This is a genomic window from Streptomyces sp. NPDC046876 (assembly GCF_040645035.1).
GTDB lineage: Bacteria > Actinomycetota > Actinomycetes > Streptomycetales > Streptomycetaceae > Streptomyces.
Map to the genome: position 1 here is coordinate 1 of NZ_JBEYXK010000121.1, position 18,812 is coordinate 18,812.

The following is an 18,812-nucleotide window of genomic DNA, read 5'->3' on the forward strand; positions in this document are numbered from 1 at the left end:
TCGCACGAGAAGATCACGGTAGTCCTGCCAGGTGAAGCCAGGGTGGGCACCTCGGTGATGGCCCTGGATGCGAGGACGGTAGATCAGGCGCTGCGTTCGTCGGCTTTGAAGCACACCATGCGCGGCCATCGAGATGCGGCCGCGGGAAGCGCCGTTGAACCGCACCACGGGCGTGCCTCCTCTGGGCGCCCAGGTGCGTGAGCGGTGCGACGTCATCGAGACGGCAGCCTCGCCCTCGAAGACCAGCGTCGCCGCGCGTCCTGCACCCGTCGGCCCAAGCTGGTGGCCTGCGGCAAGAGGAAAAAGCGGCCAGGTGTCCCTGCCAGCCGAGTGGGCAGGGGGAGGCCATGACCGCATCCACGGGCACCGGGCCCGCCGCGAACTTGCTCACCTGGCTGCCCTCGCCATCTTCGGGACGGCTACGAGGGCCAGCGGCTCGTCCTCGGGGCCACCCGGGGCAGCAAGGGCCCCAGGCGAGCACCGTCTGACCCCGCCGCAGGGCCGCTGCCGCTCCGGTTGTTCCCGGCGTCCGACCATTGAAGAGAAGCGGAATGGACAGGCGCAAAGCCCCATTACCCATATGAAGCGAGGGAGCGCCGTCATGTCTGACCCGAAGGCAGACAAATCGCCGCTGGAACGCGTGACCGGCGAGAACGATGTGACACCCGAGGAGGAGCGGCAGCGCGAAGCGGCCCGGCCCGGCGGCAAGAGCCGCATTCAGGACATGGCGCACAAGGTCAAGGACGCTGCGCAAGAAGTCATGGGAACTGGAAAGCCCGAGGCGTCAGGCGCCACCCAAGAGGAGAAGGACGTGCTGCGCGAGTACCGCAAGGGATCAGACCGCTGAAACTCTAGGCCCGCGGCGGCCATCGTCGGCCGGCACGTGCGCCGCCGGGACGGACGGCGAGTGAGCATCCACCGCCACCGCCCCGCTCCGGGCCTGCACGCGACTGGCGCGGCCAGGTCTGACCCGCACACCACCCCTCATGCCGGGCCGGGGCCGCGCCGAGGCGCCGGCCCAGCCCGGCACGGCTCAGCCCCGCGAAACCGTTGATTTTCGCTCGGCGCACCCGGGGGTTCAGTGGAAGCCGAGCATGCCGGGGGTGTCGATACCGATGGCGAGGATGCCGGGCGGGTAGCGGTGTTCGTCGTCGGTGAGGAGGATGGGCATGCCGCCGGCGTGGGTGCGGCGCAGGGCGGTGTAGAGGGCGTGGCAGGTGTCCATGCCGCCGTAGCCGTCGCGGAACATGGTGCCGACCGCGGGCGCGTCGATCTGCCCCAGCGTTTCGACGTCGGTGCACGGATACCCGAGCACGGCCCGTGCGGCGCCGGCCAGGTCGGCTTCGGCCTGGGCCAGGCACAGGGCCGGGACCACGAGCCGGTCGCCGCTGGCGGTCACATTCACCGCAAGCGCGTTGAGTGCCTTGTGCCCCGAGGCGAGGGCGGTCACGGCGCTGGTGTCAAGGATGATCACGCGGCGTCCCGGCCGGGCAGCGCGAGGACCTTCTCCGCGGCGATCCGCCGCAGATTCCCCAGCACGTCCAGCGAGGCGAACTCCTCGTCGCTGATCTCCACCCCGATCACCTCCCGTGCGTGCGCCCGGGCGGCCGCGACCTGCTCGGCCCGCTGCGCGGCGGTGGGCTCGGCGGCCGCGAGGGCGTCGACGAGCTGCCCGATGCTCAGCCCGCGCTCTTCGGCGAGCTGGGCGAGGTGGTCTCGGGTCTGCTTGGTCACCTGAATCGTCGTATTGGCCATAGAAGGACCGTAGCACGCCTATAGAACCCGGGGTCGGTGGGCGCGAGGCGCCCTCGGGGTGCCGCTGCCCCGGTACCAGCCGCTTCGTTAAGGCCTGTCCGTCGGCCTACCTCGGCGTGGACGAGGAATTTCCAGACGTCCCCGAGCAGGTCGGTCCGGGCCTTGGCCCGGCGCCGGTATCTGCCCACCCCTCTGGGTCACCATGGGCCGCTGCAGACCAGGTCACGCGCCGGCTCAGCGTCCGCCCTGTCGACGTCGATGCCGCCGTGCACGTGGGTCTGCTCCGGCCGGTCGAGGGGGTGTCGTTGTTCCCCGGCGCGGTGACGGTTCGGGGCGCTAGGTCGCGTGGTGACAAGCGTGTTGCCCGATGTCTCCCGTCTTCCCGCCGACCCGTCGCTCATCACCCTGATCTATCACCACGAGCATCCCGCCGTGCCGTACGACTTCGAGGAGACGCGGGAGGTGTGGACGGTCCACGCCCGCATTGACGCGGACGCCCTGGCCGCCCAGGCGGAGGCCTGGGCCGATGTCAACGACGACGCGCCGCAGGAGTTCGAAGATGTGCCGGTGGGCCGGATGTCGTTCGTCAGGGTGCGGATGTTCGGTCCCGGCCATCCCTGGCACGCCATGGACGACTACACCGGCGACCTAGCCCACATCGGCCTTGCGGTTTTGGACCGCGACTCCGGCGAGTGGGCCCCGGACTTCGAGGAAGTGCTCGCGCACCCGGTTGGCGATCTACTGGTCATGGACCGAGTCGTCCTTGAGCCGGCCTGGCGCGGATTCGGCCTCGGGCCGGCGCTCGCCGGGGCGGCCATCCGCCGCTTGTCCGAAGGGTGCGTGGCGGTCGTCTGCCAGCCGGCACCGGCCGACGGCCGCAAGCTGTCCAAGACGGAACGCTGTGAAGCCGAACTCAAGCTCGCCCAGACCTGGTCCCGCATCGGCTTCACCCCCTTCCGTGACGACACCCACTTCCTGGACTGCCACCTGAAACGCCCCCAGGACCTCCTCGCCGAACGCCAAAGCGATCTTGAAGCCCTTTCGCGCGCTTGGCGTAGCCACCCGCAGCCCTGATCTCACCATCCCGTCGGCGAACCACCCGGTCCCACGCACACGCCCGGGCGGGGGCGATCGGACTCGCTCACTGGCGGAGCACGGTTAAGCCAGAGGGCCACCTACCGATCATGTGCGTTGCGATGGTCGTTGGAACCCGAAGGGATTCTTGGGGGGCCTTCGGTGTTCCCGGGACGTAGCATCGGCCCATGCGGAAGATCAACATGCTGATACCGGAGCGGGGGCAGCCCGACACCGTCGCCCTGTACGCCCATGACCCGGACGCTCTCGCCCGCTACGTCCTGGACACCGGCAATGCCTGGTGGCGCCGCCGGATGTGCGCGCAGGCGCTTGCCGGTCGCGTCCCGGAGGCCCGGGTACCCGGCCTCGTCCACCGGATTCGGGACGAGGAGGAGACGGCCGAGGTGCGTATCGCGCTCCTCGACCTCCTCGCGGGCCGGACGGAGCTCCTGCCCTGGCTGCGCGAGGTGGAGCGGCGGGGCGACGGTTCGTACGGTGTCGCCGAGGCGGCTCTGAAGGCCCGTGGCCTGCTCGGTGACCGAACCGCAGCCCCCGGCCTGTCTACGCTCGCGGCGTCGCCCTGGCAGCGGTGGCAGGAGATCGGGGAGGCCGGCCTCGACGCTCTGGTGGAGCACCACGGCGCCGACGCCATCCTGGCCGATCTCGGTGAGGATCGGCCCGAGGACCGCCGCTTCGCGCTGCGGACGTGGCACCGCGCGGGGCGGGACGTGACGCCGTACCTGGCCGACCCCGACCGCGGCGTCGCGTATTTCGCCCAGTCGCTCGCCGCGGATCCGGACCGGCTGCGCGCCTTCTTGAATGAGGCACCCGCCCCCGAGGCCGCCGTGCGGGCCGCCTGCGCCCTCCATCGGCTCACCGAGGACACTGCGGAGACCCGCCGGATCGACGAGCGGCTCGGCAGCCCGCGTACCGAGGTCGACGGCCTGGACGAGGAACTGCGCCGGGCGATCGTCCACGAGTACGCCCCCTGGTACGAGTGGCAGAGCGACCCTCGATGGCTCCTCGAAGCCCTGTGCACCGAGCCGCCCGGCCGCCCCGACCAGCTCGCACGTGTGACCACCGCGTTGACCGCCGCCGGTCTCGCTCCGGAACCGCCCGTCTCCGCCGGGGACCACCATCAGCAGGGCGACGGCACCTATCACGTAATCTCGTGCGGCAACGAGGACATCCGTATCAGCACCCTCGGGCGCTTCGTCACGGGCCACGACGACCGGCACCCGGCCCGCCGGGCACTGGAGGATGCCGGATTCCGCTGGATCGACGGGGCCGCTGGCAGCATCCAGGTCACTGGCCTGTGCGTGTACTACTTCGGCCGACGTGAGCCCCTCAGCGTCGACACCCTGCTGTTCTACTGGCAGGACTGAGCCGGCAGGTCCGGCCCCCCCAGGCGGGCCGTCAGGCGTGCCCTACCAGGGGTGCTGAGCGCTCGCTTGGCGTCAGAGCGCGATTGTCGTCGGTCAGTCGATCTGAGTAGTCGCCATGCTTCTGACCTGGCGTTGTGCATGTTGTTGAGCAGTGCGCAGGGGGAGTGATCCTCGGTATGTGGCGTGCTCTCGGGTGCGGGGTTTTCGTCGAGCTGGGTGGTGGGGAATGGGGCTGTACTACGTGTGCAACCCGGGGAAGCTGTCTTGCGTCGAGTAGGAGACCCCGCTGACCCTGCGGTGAAGGCGGCGCGTACGGTATTCGCAGTTGTGGCCGGCAACGGTGCGGTCCTGATGGGTGAGTGCTGTGGGGGAATGGTCCGTGGTGGGGTTTTCGGCTGGTCAGCGGCGGCTGCGTGTGGGTGTCGCCGTGGTGGCGGTGGGGTGTGCCGTCGGGCTCGTCGGGTGTACGTCCGCGAAGACGGATCAGAAGTCGGCTCGGGCCCGTTCGTCGGCCGCGCCGGTGCCGGTGGCGTTCGGCAAGGAGCAGGCGGAGAAGGTAGTCAACCAGTGGCAATTCCAGAGGAAGAACGCTCTGGAACGGCGCGACAGCGATGCGATCGCTGTGGTGGAGACCGGGGTGCTCCTGGCGGAAGACCAGGCGTGGATGTAGGTGCTGCGCACACAGAAGAACGACAAAGGATGGCCCTACGCATCCAGGGGGCCTGAAGTCTTCCTGCCGGTGGAGAAGGACCAGCCGCGGTACCCCCGGTGGTTCGTCGTGGTCAGCCGCGGGAGTTCGAAGCCGGACGAAGCGCGGGCCGGTGCCGTGAACTACTTCACCCAGGAGGGCCCGGGGGCGGGGTGGAAGGCGGCCGCGGTCTCCTGGATGTACGACAAGCCGGTCAAGGCGGGCAAGCCCGAGGACGATTCCTACCGGTGGGACGGCTTCGAGGTGCGGGACAAGGAGATCGCGGCGTTCACTGCGGACGAGGCAGGCGCGTTGGTGCTGTCACCGACTGCCGTTGAGGACCGCAAGGTGTGTGGACGGTACGCAGAGTACATGAGTTTCACCGCGCCGGACGGGGAGCCGGAGAGTGCGGACTTCGTGTCGGGTGAGCTGACGAGCGAGCTTGTCAAGTGGTACAACGCCGCCCACGAAGAGGACCTGGATCTCACCACGAAGCGGTATGCCTTCGAGGTGGCGGGAGTCGAGTTGCCGGTGGTTCGGCTGGCCGACGGGAAGTCGCTCGTCACCTGCTCGTTCGTGCGTACGGATACCTGGACCGGCCGAGGGGGCGCGTGGTTCGAGTACGACGGCCGTCCCTTCAGCAGCGTCGAGGCAATGCTGGGTGCTGGGCACCGGAAGTGGCTGAGCACTACCGTGCAGCGGAGCGTGACGGTTGCATTCGAGGTGCCGCCTCAGGGCCCGGCCGACGTGGTGGGGACCAACAACTCCTACGCCACGCGCGTGCTTTCGGCCGAGGGGACTCCCAAGTAGGGGGACGCCGCGGTTCCAGTCCCGGTAGAGGCCTTCGAAGAGGTCCAGGCGAGCCAGGGCCTCCTCGGCGTGTAGTTCGGCGGTGAAACCGAGGCGGAGGTGCCGGCGTGGCCCTCGAAGACGGCGACGCGGACGTGCTTGTACTGGATGCTGCCCGCGACGACGCCGAAGGGTCTGTGGGCGATGTACCAGGCGAAGGTGCGACGGACCTGCCGGGTGTCGAACGCCCACGGCACGCCCTCAGCCGGGCCGTGGCCGCTCGCATCGTGGGTGCAGGCCGGTCCGGCCTCTCGGGGGACAGTGGGGATGAACGCGTCACTGGCAGTGGAGAACAGGTTGTTGAGGTGGTCCCGGAACTTGCGGAGGTGTGTCGGGATGCTTCACAGCAGCCGCGGACTGTGGGCGCGCGCAGGGGTGTAGCCGAAGAGCAGCTCGGGGTCGTTGTTGATCTCCTTGACGACGCCGACGGCCTCATGGACGATCCACTCGGCCTTGTCGCCGGTGAGTTTGCGGTGCTTGAAGACCCGGCCGGTGATCTTGTGCCGCCTCCGACCGACCGGGCTGGTCGTGGTGGTCGCGCAGTCGCGGGTAGTGTTCACCGCCGCCCGCACCGATACCGCCCTCACACTGCTCGGCCGGCATCGGCCCTGACGGAGCCGGGGCCACGGGCATCACCGAACGCGCGGAGTACCTGCGTCTGCTTGCTCTCGGCTGCGCCCCCTCCCTCGCCTCCAGATCCTGTTCGACGGGGCCAGCAAGGTCAGCCACTGGCGCCAGGAAGATGCAGCATTCGCCAGCCAGGCGCCATCGGAGCTTCGTCGCGGCCCACTTCGCGCCGTATCGGCGCTACTGTCCGAGGGTTTCGAGCCAGGCTGCCACTTCCAGGGACTGTCGTAGATCGGCTTCGTAGATCGTGGGGTGGGCGGTGGCCAGTGTGCGAAGGATTTCGGTGGCTTCTTCGACGGCGGCCAAGCCCTCCTCCCGCTGCCCCACCTCACCCAGCTGGATGCCTAGGTTGTTCAGGAATGTGGCGAGGTCGGGCAGGTAGGCGTCGGGGTTCGCCTCGGCCAGTACGCGGTAGTGGCTGGTGGCTTCTTTGATGGCGGCCAGGCCCTCTTCCCGCCGCCCGACATCACCCAGGCTAGCGGACAGGTTGTTCAAGGAGTTGGCGAGGTCGGGCAGGTAAGCGTCGGGGTTGGCCTCCGCCAGCGCCCGGCGGATCTCGGTGGCTTCCTCGATGGCGGCCAGGCCTTCCTCTCGCCGCCCCACCTCACTCAGCCGGTTGGACTGGTTGTTCGAGGACGCGGCGAGGTCGGATAGGTAGGCGTTGGGATTGGCCTCGGCCAGCATGCGGCGGATCCTGATCGCTTCCTCGATGGCGGCCAGGCCCTCCTCGCCGCCCCACTTCACCCAGACGGTTGGACAAGTTGTTCAGGGAAGTGGCGAGGTCGGGCAGGTACGCGTCCGGGTTTGCCTCCGCTAGCACGCGATAGTGGCCAGTGGCCTCTTTGATAGCGGCCAAGCCCTCCTTTCGCCGCCCCACCTGACTCAGGCAGACGGACAGGTTGAGCAAGGACGCAGCGAGGGCGGGCAGGTACGCGTCCGGGTTGGCTTCAGCCAGCACGCGGTGGTAACTGGTGGCTTCTTCGACGGCGGCCAGGCCCTCCTCCCGCCGCCCCACATCACCCAGACGGGTGGACAAGTTACTTAGGGACACGGCGAGATCCGGTAGGTAGGCGCCGGGATCGGCCTCAGCCAGCTCGCGGTAGCGGTTGGTGAGGGTTTGGGTGAGGCGGACGGCTGTGGTGGCGAGGCGTCGGCTGCTCACTGGGAGCTGGCCGTTGAGGGTCTCGAGATCAATGAGGGGGGTGGCTGGATCGGCGATGGTGGTGTTGAGGGCGTTGGTGAGGGGGGCAGGGTGGTCGGTGCGAGTTGCAGAGTCGATGATCTGCTCGCCCAGCAGCTGATAGTGCCGGGTGCACAGGGCGGTGAGCTGGGCATCGAGGCGGCCTTGGAAGACGGGGTGGGCGGCGGCGCGGCTGTAGACGGTGAGCAGCCGTTCGGTCTGCGCGGGGTCGGCGCCTTTGAGGAGGAGGTCGGCGAGGGTGGGATCGCTTTCCAGAGTGCGGCCGACGTGGCGTTCGGCGAGGCGGTCGGGCTGGAGCGTGCCCCAGGGCAGCGGGGCGGCGGCTGGGGGGGTAGAGGGTGGCGAGCCAGGTGGTGACCTGGTTACGGCGGTCGCGAGTCTGGTCGGCCAGTGCAGGGAGCCGTTGCCACAGCTGGTCTGCCTGTTCTCGGTCGGCGGCGCTGGCAAGGTGGGCTGCGGCCAGCGCTGTCTCCAGCGCCGGGAGGCTGAGGTTCGGGGTGAGGCCTATGGCGTCAGCGTTCTGCCTCCAGTACCGGCTCTCGTGGCCCAGGAGCCGGTCCTCCACATCCGCAGCTTTGGTTCGTGCCGCATCGTCTCCATGATCTCCGGCTGGGCCGAGGGTTGGGGGGTAGGCAATGTCGAGGAGGTCGGCGAGGGCGGTCATGTGGAGGGTGAGGGCGTTGCCGTAGGCGTCCTGGTTCAGTAGCGGTGTCGGCAGGCGGGCTGCAGCCGCGGTCCAGTCGTGTCCCGCCAGGCCGGCGATGAGCGGCAGGGTGGTTGCCAGGGCGCGTGCCGCGTCGCGGTAGCGGTCGGCCCGTCGAGCAGGGTCGCTTTCCAGCGGGGTGAGAAGGCGAGTGGGGGCGTTTGCGAGGTGCTCCTCGGCGAGGCGGGTGGCGGTGGCGGCCTGGCGCCACCAGTCGCCGCCCGTACGAGCGAGCAGCAGGAGTTTGAACTGGGTGGTTGCGGGGCGGTCGGCGGCGGCTTCGACGAGGGCGGTGAGCTGTTCAGTGCGGGTTTCGGCGTAGTCGAGGACGATCAACAACGGCCTCGCAACGTGTCGCACCTCCGACAGCTGGTCCGTAGCGGCATTTACCTTCGGCCACAGTACGGCCCAGCGATCGGCCGTCAGATGGGCGGCGAGGTGGTGGGCGACGCGGGTCTTGCCCTGCCCGGCCGGCCCGTACAGCAGCCATGCCCCGAACCCGCCCTGCACGCACCATGCCATGAGCTCGCGAATTAGGTCGTCGCGGCCATGAAGGGCACGGTCTGGTGCTGGGCCTCCAGCAGCGCCGCCGGCGAGGGCAGGCTCTTGCTTCGGTCGTGGCCATGGGCCGGGTCGGCGAGGTGCTGGAGTTCCACCGCCTCCAGGCCGTGGTCCGCGCCTGCACTGTGATCGGCCAGGGCGGTACGGAAGGCGGGGTCGTGGTGGAGGACGTAGGCGGGCACGACGTTGAGCTGCCCGCCGCCGGAGTGAGCGCGGTCGGAGGCCACCACGCCGACCAGCAGCCGGTCGGCGAACACTGCCGCGCCCGACATGCCGCCCCATGGCGACGTGCCGTCGGCTGACCATTGCGGGGGATGCTGGCGCAGGTCCATCACGTACTGGTTGCCCACGAAGCTGGTGCCCGGGTTCAGCTCCCCGCGCAGTTGCGCGGGCTCCACCGCCTGGTCCTCGCGCTGGGCGACATCGGGCACGCCCCAGGTCTCGCACCCGGTAGCGGGCCGGTCCGTGACCAGGCGCCCCCACCGCACCGGCGCGGTCGGCGCCCGCCAGTGCTGATCGTCGTCGGCGAGGACCAGGGCGGCATCGTCCCGGCCGGCCGGGGTGCCGCACCACACCACCGTGCCGGCCGTCGTCCCGCTGCCGCCTGGGTGGAAGACGTCCACCCGGGTGCCAGCGGGTCCGGCGACGTGCGCGGAGGTCAGCACCAGCCGCCCGCCGACCGCATATCCCGAACCCGGCCCACCCGGCCCGCTGACTCCGGCCAGGCGCTGCTGCTCCATCCAAGCCCTCCACGGCATTGTCCGAACACAAACCCCCGCGCCCCGGCCCGGAACAGAATCTCCGGCCCAGGGCGGGCTCAGTCCTCGATGCGCTGCGCGGTGTCCCCGGGGCCGGACCGGCGGGGTCGTGTTGCGTGCACCAGCAGGTCTGCGCCGCTCACGGTCTTTGGGGTGAGGGTGAAAGACACCCGATGCGTGCGGCCGCGCGATACCCCAGCCGTGGCCTCCACGGAGCCGACTGCCCACAGTTTGAACCCGGCCTTCGCCTTCGCGTCCGCCCGCAGCTCCACCTCGAAATCCATCGTTACCGGCCCCACCGCGAACACCACACCGGGATCCTCCCCGACACGCGCCGCCGCCTCGAGCAGTTCATCGCGTACTGCTGCTACCGCGTCCACCAGAGGAATATCCACCACAACCACCCGGCATCTGACACATGATCACGCTGATGAAATAACCCTAGAACCAGGCTCCTCATCGCCGCGGCCGCTGCCCCCCTTCACCGACCGTGTTCACCTGATGGGCCTCGCGGGCTCTTCGCCGGCTCGGCGACGGGCGCTTCTCCAGCCTGCGGAGTGCTGAGTTGCAACCTTTGAGTCCGAGAGTGTCGTTTGTGCGGTGCAGGTGCCTGTCGATTCATGGCTAGACGGCATCTCGCGCCTGTAGGGCCCCGCCCCGCGGCCCCAGGGCTGACCCACACCCAGGGGGCATAGCGCGGGCCGTTCGACGTGCGGGCCGTTGTCGGCGTACGGCTTTCGGTGAGGCCCGGTCGGTTCGCCCGCAGACGGCAGCGCCATGGTCCGGGGCCGCTCGCCGGCCGTGTGGCGCACGATCACGGTGCGACACCGCAGGTGATTGTCACTGGGGTGTTGCGGTAGTTGTCGCCGTGGGCGGGTAGTTGTTGCGGGTCGTGAGGGCGCGGTTGTCCGTTTGATGGCGTTGGATGCCCGGGGTGAGCTGACTTCTGCTCATGTGTGTTTGGTGGCGTCGGGCTCGGTGTGTCGGTCCGTACGGTGCGCCGTTGGGTCGAGGCGGCCCGCAGGGAGGGCCGTACGGGGCCTTTGCCACGGCCGCATTTCATGGTCACCCCTCGCGTGCGTCGGCTGTTGGCGGTGTGGGGCGGTAACGCGGCTGCGGTGCACCGTGAGCTCTTGGACCAGGCGCGTCAGGCCGGGGACGAGCAGCAGGTGCCGTCGCTGGCGACGCTGCAGCGCGCGATCGTGCGGGATCTGTCGGTGGGGGAGCGGGCGGGGTTGAAGGGTGGTGAAGCAGCTCGTCGTCGGTATGACGTGTACGGCAAGCGCCCCGCGACGCATCGGAACGCCTGCTGGGAGGGGGATCACAAGCGGATCCCGGTCCGCGTGGATCTTGAAGGCTCTGCGGTGTGTCCGTGGGTGACGTGGTTCATCGATGTCGCGACTAAGGCGATCGTGGGAGTGGCGGTCACTCCGCATCAGCCGGCGAGGGACGCGGTCTTGGCCGCGCTGCGCACGGGGATCAGCCGGCAGGATCCGTATGGCCCGTTCGGCGGTCTGCCCGGGGTGGTGCGGGTGGACCGGGGCAAGGAGTTCCTGTGTAAGACGGTGGAGCGTGCTCTGGGCGCGTTCGCGGTTCCGGTGGATGACCTGCCTGCGTACAAGCCCTACCGGAAGGGCACCATCGAGGCCCTCAATGGTGCGGTGGAGGAGATGCTGCTGGTCTCGCTGCCGGGCTATACGCATCGTGCGCGCCCCGCGGAGGCGTACCACCCGGATCCGTTGGAGGACCTGCTCTCGTACCCGGACTTTGTGAAGGTCTTGCTGGACTGGGTCGCCTGGTGGAACACCGAGCACCGCCCCGCGGGTCTCGCGGACGGGCTGACGCCGCTGGAGGCGTGGGAGGCGGATCCGGCGCCCGTCGAGGACGTCGCGGAGGGGCGGCTGGCGTTCTTCGCGCTGGAGGACGACGGGCGGGTCCGGAAGATCACCACGAACGGGATTTCGTGGCGGCGCCGTGCCTATATCGCGCCGTGGGTGGCCGGGTACGTCGGCATGCGGGTCCGGCTGCGGTATCTGCCGCACTACGACGGGCGGATCGAGGTGTTCTCCACCGAGGAGTGGGGCCGGCACCTGGGCAGCGCCTATCTTGCTCAGGCGGCGACGGTGGAGCAGCGCCGTGCGCTGAGTTCGGTCAGGGAGAAGAAGGCCCGGCAGCTGAAGGCGGATCTGAAAGCGGCGGAGAAGCTGCGCAAGACCCGCTACACGCCCACGACGACGGCTGCCGTGCCCCGTCCGCGGCGCACGGTGACTTCCTCTCAGGCTGAGGCGGAGATCGCCCGGGCCAGGGGCGTGGATTTGGCGGCGCGGGCGCTGCCGGACTTGATCCCGCCGCGTGAGCCGCCGGCTTCCTGGGCGCGTCCGGTTGTCCGCCCTCGCCGGGCGACAGGTCCGCAGGCGGATGCCGGACAGCCGGGGACAGCCGATGGCCAGCCGCCTGGAGCGGCGGATGTGCGTGACGACAGCGGGGAGTGTTGAGCGATGGTGACTGCTGAGCGGCAGGGCCGGCTGCCTCGTGAGCGGGAGGACCACTTCATGCGCCTGCCGGGCGCCCAGGTGGTCTCCACACGTGCCCTGCTCATGGTGCGGGAGAACATCCGCGCCGCGATCGAAGCGCGGGCGATGATCTGCATCTACGGCCAGGCAGGCCGGGGCAAGTCCTTGGCGGTGAACACCTCGCTGCGCGAGCTCGCGCCGAAGCTGACGCGCCGGATTCAGTTCCGCTCCCGCCCCTCCACCCGCGACCTGCGCCACGAGCTGTTCCACGCCCTCGGTCTGCAGGGCCGTCCGCCGACGCAGCCGATCGAGTTCGACCGGATGCTGCGCGGCGCTTTGGAGGAGACGCACGTCCTGGTCTGTGACGAGGCGCAGTGGCTGTCGAAGATGTGTTTCGAATACCTGCGCTACTTGTGGGATGACACCGGCTCGGACCTGACGATCGTGTTCACGGGCGGGGACGGCTGTTTCGAGATGTTGCAGAGTGAGCCGATGCTGGAGTTCCGCGTGTACGCGTGGCAGGAGATCGAGCCGATGCCGCTGGAGGAGGTCCTGGCCGTCATCCCGGCGTTCCATCCCGTGTGGGCGGACGCGGACCCGGACTTGATCGCGATGTGCGATGACGAGGCCGCGCACGGCAATTTCCGGGCTTGGGCGAAGATCACCCATCATCTGACCGCGGGGATGAAGGAGTCCGGGCGGGTCCTGGACGAGGACCTGCTGCGCTGGTCCTACAGCAAACTGCGCCAGCGGCCGCGGGTGGCCTGAGGTGCTGGACTGCCCGAATCCACCGCCGGTGACGGTGGTCTTGGACCCGTACGACGACGTGGTCCACACCCGGGCGGCCCTGGCCTCCCACGCCCCGCAGCAAGGTCGCCTCACCGTTCATCCGACCCCGGGCACCGACGCCGCGATCGCGCTTGCTTACGACATCCTCGCCGCGCTGGGCAAGCCCGTCCCCCTGGCCGGCTACCGCCCGCTCGACCCAGGCCCGGTCTGGTCGATCGCGGCCGCCTGGATCCTCGCCACCCCCATCACCCGCCTCACCCTGCTGCGCGCCCACCTGCTTACCCCGCACCGCTTCAGTGCCCTTCTGGCCTTGCGCCGGCGCACCGGGGTGCGTTTGATCCTGGTCTGCCATCACCGGGCCATGCGGGCGTTCCTGGAGCGCGAACTGCGGCAGGTTGACCACAGCATTGCCGAGGCTTCCGCTCTGCTGCCCGAGGCCGAACCGGCCGTCCTGGAGCGCCAGACACCTCGGGCAGCAAGGCCGTTGGCGAACCGCTGGATCAGCCTGCCCGCCCTGACCACCCTCAAGCTTTCGACGACACGACCGGCCCGTGCCGGTGCGCCCCGCTGATGGCGCAGGACCGGGACTTCTTCCCTCCGGTGATGCCTGCGGTCACCGAGGCGGAGGTGGCGTGGCGTCTCCATCGCGCCACGGCGCACCCGTACCTGGCAGCGCAGCTCGCCACGGCCGCGTTCACCGCGGCTTCCACCACCCAGCTTGCCACCGCGCACGTCCGTGATCTGGGCCCGGACGGCACGACGATCACGCTGCATGACCGCGGGTTGAGGCAGGGTTGCATGACCCATCCTGTTCCCGCATGGGCCCGTCCGTTGCTGAGGGCGGCCGCTCTCCTCTGGCGGACCGGGTCGAGCACCAGCGGACCGCTTTTCAGCGACCCGCTGGGAAGCGAAGGGCTGCCGTCCCTGACGGCCTTTGCCGAGGACTGCAGGCTTCGCCCTCCCCAGCCGCCCCGCCCCAAGCCGCGCCGGAGCCGACGGAGCCCAGCCCCGAAGGTGAAGGAGCCGGAGAAGACCATCTGGCCTGTGTACCGCCTCGCTTCCCGGGCGAGGGCGTACCACAGGCGGGCGCGCTTGTTGTTGCCGATGCGGCGGGCGCGTGCGGGCCAGATGCGTTCTTCTGCCGGTGCGGCGCGCCGCCAGGTCTCGGTGAGGTTCATGGCGAGTGTGAGGGCGTGGTCGGCGGCTGCGCCCCAGCATCGGAGGAAGCGGATGTGGGTGCGGTGGGCGGCGAGGATTTCGGGGGTCTGTGTGAGGTCGGCGTGTTCAACGGGCAGGCGGGTGCCGGTGAGGGTGTGGCGGCCGAGCATCCAGGTGCGGTGGCGGCGGCAGATGAGATGGGTGTCGGGCAGGTACTGCGGAACAGGGTGGGGCTGGCCGGTGCGGGCGAGGGTGCAGCGGGGGCAGCCCGTGACGGCGTACGCGGAGGCGAGCCGGAGCCGGGCGCGGGGGGACTGAGGGTCGGGCTTGTCGCGGTAGCGGTTCCATTCGGGGAGCGCGTGGGCGAGGTGTTCGTCCGGGATGCCGGCGAACGCGGAGATCAGGCTGCGGCTGGGGGCGTTGAGGTAGAGCTCGATGCTCGTGTAGGGGCCGTAGGGCTTGGTGCATTCGGGATGAAGGATCGGCTGGTGGATTCCGAGGCCGTGGAGCAGTTCTGCCGTGTCCAGGTGATGGCGGCGGGCCAGACGCTGAAGGTAGGAGACGGTTGTTTCCCCCTGGACGGGGGCCAGGCGCCAGATGCTGGTGCGCGGTGCGGGGTGGTGTCGGGGCGGCATGTCAGGCCCGGGGAGCGGGACGGGTGTTCTGTTCGGCGAGTTCGTCGAGGTCGATGTCGTTGAGGAGCTGCTTGGTGATCTTCTCGGTGCCGTCGAGGATGGCGGCGATGGCGGCTTCCCGGACGAGGGCGGAGAGGCTTCCGATCCTGCCGCCGGTGCGCTGGTGGAGGTAGGCGGCGTGCCGGGTGAGGGCGTCGGGGCGGTGTGCTTGGAGGTGTAGGGCTTGGTCCATGCCGCGGACCAGGCCTTCCCAGGCGGTGCGCTGCGTGGTGCTGCCGTACGCCAGGGGCGGGTTGCGCACCATCTTGAACCGCCCGGCCAGCTGCGCGCCACGGCTTCCCATCAGGAGCGGGGATGCTTCGATGGCGACGCCGGCGTAGACGAAGGTCGCGGGGATGCGTTCGCTGAGGTGCTTCATCTGGTCGGAGGTTTCGGCACCGATGCGGGTGCGGGTGTTGAGCAGGTGGACGTCGTCGACGAGGACGAGCTGGGTGGCCAGATCACGCAGGGCACCGCAGACGATGTCAGTGATCCGCGCTTGGTTCATCGTCTTGCCGATGGGCAGGTCGAGGAACCGGGCCAGTTCGGACACGAGCATCTTCGGGGTCGCGGCGGGTGGCACGGACAGGAAGACCACCGGCAGCCGCTCGCCGGGGCTGTTGTGGCGGGCCCGGTCGGCGAGGTGGAAGGACCGGCCGAGCTGCTGCAGGGTGGTCGTCTTGCCCGTGGTCGGCGGCCCGGAGATCAGCAGTCCCCGGCGGGCGGTGCCGTTGTGCCGCCGGTTGAGGATCATCAGCCGGCGCAGGGTGAGGGAGATCTTGGCCATGGTGGGGGTGGACAGGATCACGAATCGGGAGTGGTAGTCCAGGCGTTCCTCGGTGCTCCATGGGCCGGTCCCGGGCAGGCACGGTGGGTCGGTGTCGACGAACCGCGTCCACTCGCGCCAGGTCGTCGGTGACGCGTACGGATCGTTGTCCGTCTCCTGGCCATGGGCCGTCACCACTGCTGTGCCTCCTGGTGCGCGTCGAAGATGTTCCAGGCCCCGGCCGACGACGGGGAGCCCGCGGTGTTCGAGGTGGTGCAGGTGTCCTCGTCCACGGGCGGGAGCTGCCCGGCGGGACTGTCCGGCATGTCCGTGTCCGCCTTCCGTCGCCGTGTGCGCTTGGCTCCCACGCGCCGGCCCGGGACGCCGGCGCTATCGGCGGCGGTGCTGGCCCTGCTGGAGCTCTTGGCATCTGTGTGTCCGGTGTGGGCGCGGCGCAGGAGTTCGTCGAGGCGGCGGGCGAGGTGTTCTTCGTGTCCGGCCCGGTCTGTACGTCGTGTGACCACGCTGCGGATGTGTCGCCAGGTGGTGTCGGTGAACGGCTGGGATACCAGCCCCCGGTGGATCCACTCGATCGCTGCCCAGCCCAGGGGGAGTCTGACCCAGCACCGCCATGGCTCGTAGGGGTTGTGGTGGACCTCCCATTTGCCGTCCGTGGCGGTGGAGGCGTGCCGGTGTCCGTTGAGTGCGGGCCCGTCGTAGGTGCGGTGCTCGAACCGGATGCCTTCGTCTGAGATCGCGCAGCGCCGGGAGGGGAGCAGTTCGATCCAGTCCGCTCCGTTCAGGGGGACGGGTACGTGTCCCGCAATGCCGGTGAGCGCGGCCCACATCTCGTTGGGGGTGAGTGTCAGGCGGGGCATGAGCGGGTGCCGTAGCCGCTCGTGGCGGCGTTCCTGCCACCCGCAGACGATCCACTCGTCCAGCAGGTCCTGCAGCTGGGGCAGCGTCCAGCACGCTTCGTCCTCCACGCTGCTGCCGCGCGCCGCGAGGTGGGTTCCGGTGTATCCGGCGACGTACTGCGCGAACAGCGTGCCGATGGCCCCGAAGCCCCGCTCCACATGCCCCTTGGCGTGCCCGGACGCAGGGGGACACGGCTGGACTGTGATTCCCAGGTGCTCGGCGGCGGCCAGGAAGCAGCGGGAGACGAACACCTTGCCCTGATCGATCACCACGGTCGACGGCCGGATCACCGGCTTGGCCGCCGCCCCCTCCACGCGGGCGTCGATGGAGACGAGCCGCGTGTAGGGGATGACGGAAGCGGCCATCGACAGGTATGCGGGCCAGTCGGGCCGCATCGGCTGCGGCACCAGCGTCTGCGCCAGCAGCACGGCCGCGTCCACTGCCTTGGTGCCTTTCGGACGCAGGACGGCCGCGGTGACGCTGCGGGTGGCCACGTCCACCGCCATCGTCAGCTCCGGCCGCCGCGCCTGTCCGTCCTCACACACGACCATCACGTCCAGCAGGGTGCTGTCCATCATCACCAGCTCCCCTGGCAGCGTCGCGACCGTCGGAGTGAACACCGGCACCGGCCGGGACGCGCGCCGCCGCTCGCCGGCAGCCGTCAACGCGAGCCCCTCCTGTTCGGCGACGGACCGCACCAGCCGGTTGAACGTGGCCACCGGCGGCACCGCCACTACCCCGGTCCCGTGGGCGTCTTCCAACAACCACCCCACCTGGCGCCGTAGCCGGCTCAACGTCCCCGTCGACCGCCCCTGCTGCTCCTCCAGTGCCTGCTTGATCGCGGTCACCACCCGCGGATCGGCCCGCCCGAACGCAGACCGCTCCCGTTTCAGCCGGCCGTCGACGAGACCCCATACCCCCTGTTCGCGGTAGCGGGCCCGCATCCGGCGCACGGTGGCCACGCTGACCTGCTCCCCGGCCGCGGTCAGCTCGGCGGCCTTGGCCGCCTCCCGCTCGGCGAGCCCGTACACGGCCGGGTCGTACCCGGGCCGGGGCGGCCAGTCCCGGCGGGAGCCGATGTGGCCGGTCTCGACTTCCAGGATGTGCCGTTCCCAGGCCAGGGCCTTCTCGCGGACCGGGGCGTCAAGGCCGTCCAGCGGGCCGTGTACCGGGACCCGCGACCGCCCCGGCCGACTGGCGTCCAGGACGGCGAAGTCCTGCGCACCGAGTACCTGGGTGAGCAGCAGAACTTGTACCCCCGTGCCCTCCTCGGCGACCAGCCGGCAGCGCGGCCCGTCCAGCCCGGCCAGGACATGGATGCCACCGTCGAACCGGATCCGGTCCCCGACTTCGACGACGCCTGCCGGACGCTTCACCGCTCTGCCTGCTTCCGTCGCCCGGCTGGCACAGCGCTCACGAGGGTCTCCTCGCTCAAAGGACGGCCCCCAGGCCATGCTCAGCAGGCCGTTCCAGAGCCCGTGGTAGACGGCCGGCAGCGTCGCGATCGGGTCCCCGAGCCGGAGCACACCCTCGCCCAGCGCCGTGGGTTGCGCGAACGCCCCGCGGAGCCGGGCAGCGGGGATACCCACCGAACACCGAGGATGCCGGTAAACCGACAGCCAGCGCCCATTGGCCAGGACGACCGGATTCACGGTGTCCGCGAACTGGTGCTCCCAGCCCGCCTCCCGAGCCCACGCCTCGACCACCCGCGCCCGGCCGACGAGCCGCGCGGACGGTCCGCCGCTCCCGGGGCAGTCCACAAGACGAATGCCCCCGCCCGCCTCGACCACGGCCAGGTCGGGGGCATGGGTCACAATGCGGCCCCGCGCCTCCCACACGAACTCCACGGGACGGCTCACCATGCCTGCCACCTGCGGATCCTGATCCAACATCATGACCGCGTTCCGCATAGCCGCGCTCCCGCACCCCACCAAACGGCTGGTGGTCGCTGACCACCACCACCCTGGAGCCAACCGCCGCCCGCGCCGCAGCGGGAAACCACGCACCATCGGGCCTTCCATGAGGCGCAGCTCCCCGACGGCTGTCCGCCACGGCTTCTGAACCATGACCCCGTCCGGCCCGACGAACCGCACGTCCACATGGCGCGGATGCATCTCGTCCCCTCCACCGAACCCAGTGGCCCACCGCACGCAAGCCGCCCTTCCGCCCATTGAAGAACGGCTCGGTATACCTGCGCAGTGCGCAGGTATACCGAGCCACACGATGCAGTGAAGACCCGTCTGACCAGCCCGAACACAACTCTCGACTCTGCTACCGCCTCGCCCTACGGGCCCGCCAGAGCGGAGGCTGCAGAGGCGGCCACCAACCTCGTGCGCGGACCCGTTGTCACACGGGGGATGCACAATCGGCGCATGTCTGAGATCTTCGTCGAC

The 18,812-nt window shown here is 69.9% G+C and carries 18 protein-coding genes; 8 read left to right on the top strand and 10 right to left on the bottom strand.

The window, feature by feature from the left end:
- Positions 1 to 601: 601 nt before the first annotated feature.
- Positions 602 to 847, top strand: coding sequence for a hypothetical protein (locus ABZ924_RS34285; protein WP_361918856.1), 246 nt, complete (start codon positions 602 to 604; stop codon positions 845 to 847).
- 231 nt (positions 848 to 1,078) lie between these two features.
- Here ABZ924_RS34285 and ABZ924_RS34290 read toward each other — a convergent pair whose 3' ends face one another.
- Both ABZ924_RS34290 and ABZ924_RS34295 read right to left on the bottom strand, forming a co-directional pair.
- Positions 1,079 to 1,474 carry a hypothetical protein gene (locus tag ABZ924_RS34290; protein ID WP_361918859.1) on the bottom strand — a complete coding sequence of 132 codons (396 nt, stop codon included), beginning with the start codon at positions 1,472 to 1,474 and terminating at the stop codon, positions 1,079 to 1,081.
- A complete protein-coding gene (locus ABZ924_RS34295; RefSeq protein ID WP_361918862.1) occupies positions 1,471 to 1,755 on the bottom strand; it encodes a hypothetical protein in 285 nt (94 codons plus the stop codon). Before ABZ924_RS34295 ends, ABZ924_RS34290 begins: the two co-directional genes overlap by 4 nt.
- Positions 1,756 to 2,112: 357 nt before the next feature.
- Here ABZ924_RS34295 and ABZ924_RS34300 point away from each other — a divergent pair, with 357 nt between their 5' ends.
- The 4 genes from ABZ924_RS34300 to ABZ924_RS34315 all read left to right on the top strand — a co-directional run bounded on the left by ABZ924_RS34300 (position 2,113) and on the right by ABZ924_RS34315 (position 5,712).
- Positions 2,113 to 2,829 carry a hypothetical protein gene (locus ABZ924_RS34300; RefSeq protein WP_361918865.1) on the top strand — a complete coding sequence of 239 codons (717 nt, stop codon included), beginning with the start codon at positions 2,113 to 2,115 and terminating at the stop codon, positions 2,827 to 2,829.
- Between the two features lie 188 nt (positions 2,830 to 3,017).
- Complete coding sequence (locus ABZ924_RS34305; protein ID WP_361918868.1) at positions 3,018 to 4,214, top strand: hypothetical protein; 1,197 nt, start codon at positions 3,018 to 3,020, stop codon at positions 4,212 to 4,214.
- Positions 4,215 to 4,593: 379 nt separating this feature from the next.
- Entirely contained in the window at positions 4,594 to 4,884 is a 291-nt protein-coding gene (locus ABZ924_RS34310) for a hypothetical protein (RefSeq protein WP_361918871.1), read from the top strand.
- Entirely contained in the window at positions 4,885 to 5,712 is an 828-nt protein-coding gene (locus ABZ924_RS34315; RefSeq protein WP_361918874.1) for a hypothetical protein, read from the top strand.
- Between the two features lie 380 nt (positions 5,713 to 6,092).
- Here the strand turns inward: ABZ924_RS34315 and ABZ924_RS34320 are convergent, their stop codons facing one another.
- The 5 genes from ABZ924_RS34320 to ABZ924_RS34340 all read right to left on the bottom strand — a co-directional run bounded on the left by ABZ924_RS34320 (position 6,093) and on the right by ABZ924_RS34340 (position 9,981).
- The gene (locus tag ABZ924_RS34320) at positions 6,093 to 6,311 is read right to left on the bottom strand and encodes a hypothetical protein (protein ID WP_361918877.1); all 219 of its coding nucleotides are present in this window, start codon (positions 6,309 to 6,311) and stop codon (positions 6,093 to 6,095) included.
- 247 nt (positions 6,312 to 6,558) lie between these two features.
- Entirely contained in the window at positions 6,559 to 7,062 is a 504-nt protein-coding gene (locus tag ABZ924_RS34325; RefSeq protein WP_361918880.1) for a hypothetical protein, read from the bottom strand.
- The gene (locus ABZ924_RS34330) at positions 6,983 to 8,026 is read right to left on the bottom strand and encodes a hypothetical protein (protein WP_361918883.1); all 1,044 of its coding nucleotides are present in this window, start codon (positions 8,024 to 8,026) and stop codon (positions 6,983 to 6,985) included. The genes ABZ924_RS34325 and ABZ924_RS34330 overlap by 80 nt, the downstream gene beginning before the upstream one ends.
- A gap of 789 nt (positions 8,027 to 8,815) precedes the next feature.
- Positions 8,816 to 9,583, bottom strand: coding sequence for a hypothetical protein (locus ABZ924_RS34335; protein ID WP_361918886.1), 768 nt, complete (start codon positions 9,581 to 9,583; stop codon positions 8,816 to 8,818).
- A 77-nt stretch (positions 9,584 to 9,660) separates the two neighbouring features.
- Positions 9,661 to 9,981, bottom strand: coding sequence for a trypco2 family protein (locus ABZ924_RS34340; protein WP_361918889.1), 321 nt, complete (start codon positions 9,979 to 9,981; stop codon positions 9,661 to 9,663).
- Between the two features lie 753 nt (positions 9,982 to 10,734).
- Here ABZ924_RS34340 and ABZ924_RS34345 point away from each other — a divergent pair.
- Genes ABZ924_RS34345 through ABZ924_RS34355 form a run of 3 tightly spaced genes read left to right on the top strand, consistent with a single transcriptional unit; the run spans position 10,735 to position 13,474 of the window.
- Complete coding sequence (locus ABZ924_RS34345) at positions 10,735 to 12,096, top strand: transposase family protein (protein WP_361918892.1); 1,362 nt, start codon at positions 10,735 to 10,737, stop codon at positions 12,094 to 12,096.
- A gap of 3 nt (positions 12,097 to 12,099) precedes the next feature.
- Positions 12,100 to 12,882 carry an ATP-binding protein gene (locus tag ABZ924_RS34350; RefSeq protein WP_361918895.1) on the top strand — a complete coding sequence of 261 codons (783 nt, stop codon included), beginning with the start codon at positions 12,100 to 12,102 and terminating at the stop codon, positions 12,880 to 12,882.
- 28 nt (positions 12,883 to 12,910) lie between these two features.
- On the top strand, positions 12,911 to 13,474 hold the full coding sequence (locus ABZ924_RS34355; RefSeq protein ID WP_361918898.1) for a hypothetical protein: 564 nt from the start codon (positions 12,911 to 12,913) through the stop codon (positions 13,472 to 13,474).
- Here ABZ924_RS34355 and ABZ924_RS34360 read toward each other — a convergent pair.
- From ABZ924_RS34360 to ABZ924_RS34370, 3 genes are read right to left on the bottom strand one after another with little or no spacing between them, the layout of a single operon-like run.
- Positions 13,428 to 14,696, bottom strand: a complete 1,269-nt coding sequence (locus ABZ924_RS34360; protein WP_361918901.1) for a TniQ family protein — start codon at positions 14,694 to 14,696, stop codon at positions 13,428 to 13,430. The genes ABZ924_RS34355 and ABZ924_RS34360 overlap by 47 nt on opposite strands.
- A 1-nt stretch (position 14,697) precedes the next feature.
- Positions 14,698 to 15,699 carry a TniB family NTP-binding protein gene (locus ABZ924_RS34365; RefSeq protein ID WP_361918904.1) on the bottom strand — a complete coding sequence of 334 codons (1,002 nt, stop codon included), beginning with the start codon at positions 15,697 to 15,699 and terminating at the stop codon, positions 14,698 to 14,700.
- A complete protein-coding gene (locus ABZ924_RS34370; protein ID WP_361918907.1) occupies positions 15,693 to 18,590 on the bottom strand; it encodes a TnsA-like heteromeric transposase endonuclease subunit in 2,898 nt (965 codons plus the stop codon). Before ABZ924_RS34370 ends, ABZ924_RS34365 begins: the two co-directional genes overlap by 7 nt.
- Between the last annotated feature and the right edge of the window lie 222 nt (positions 18,591 to 18,812).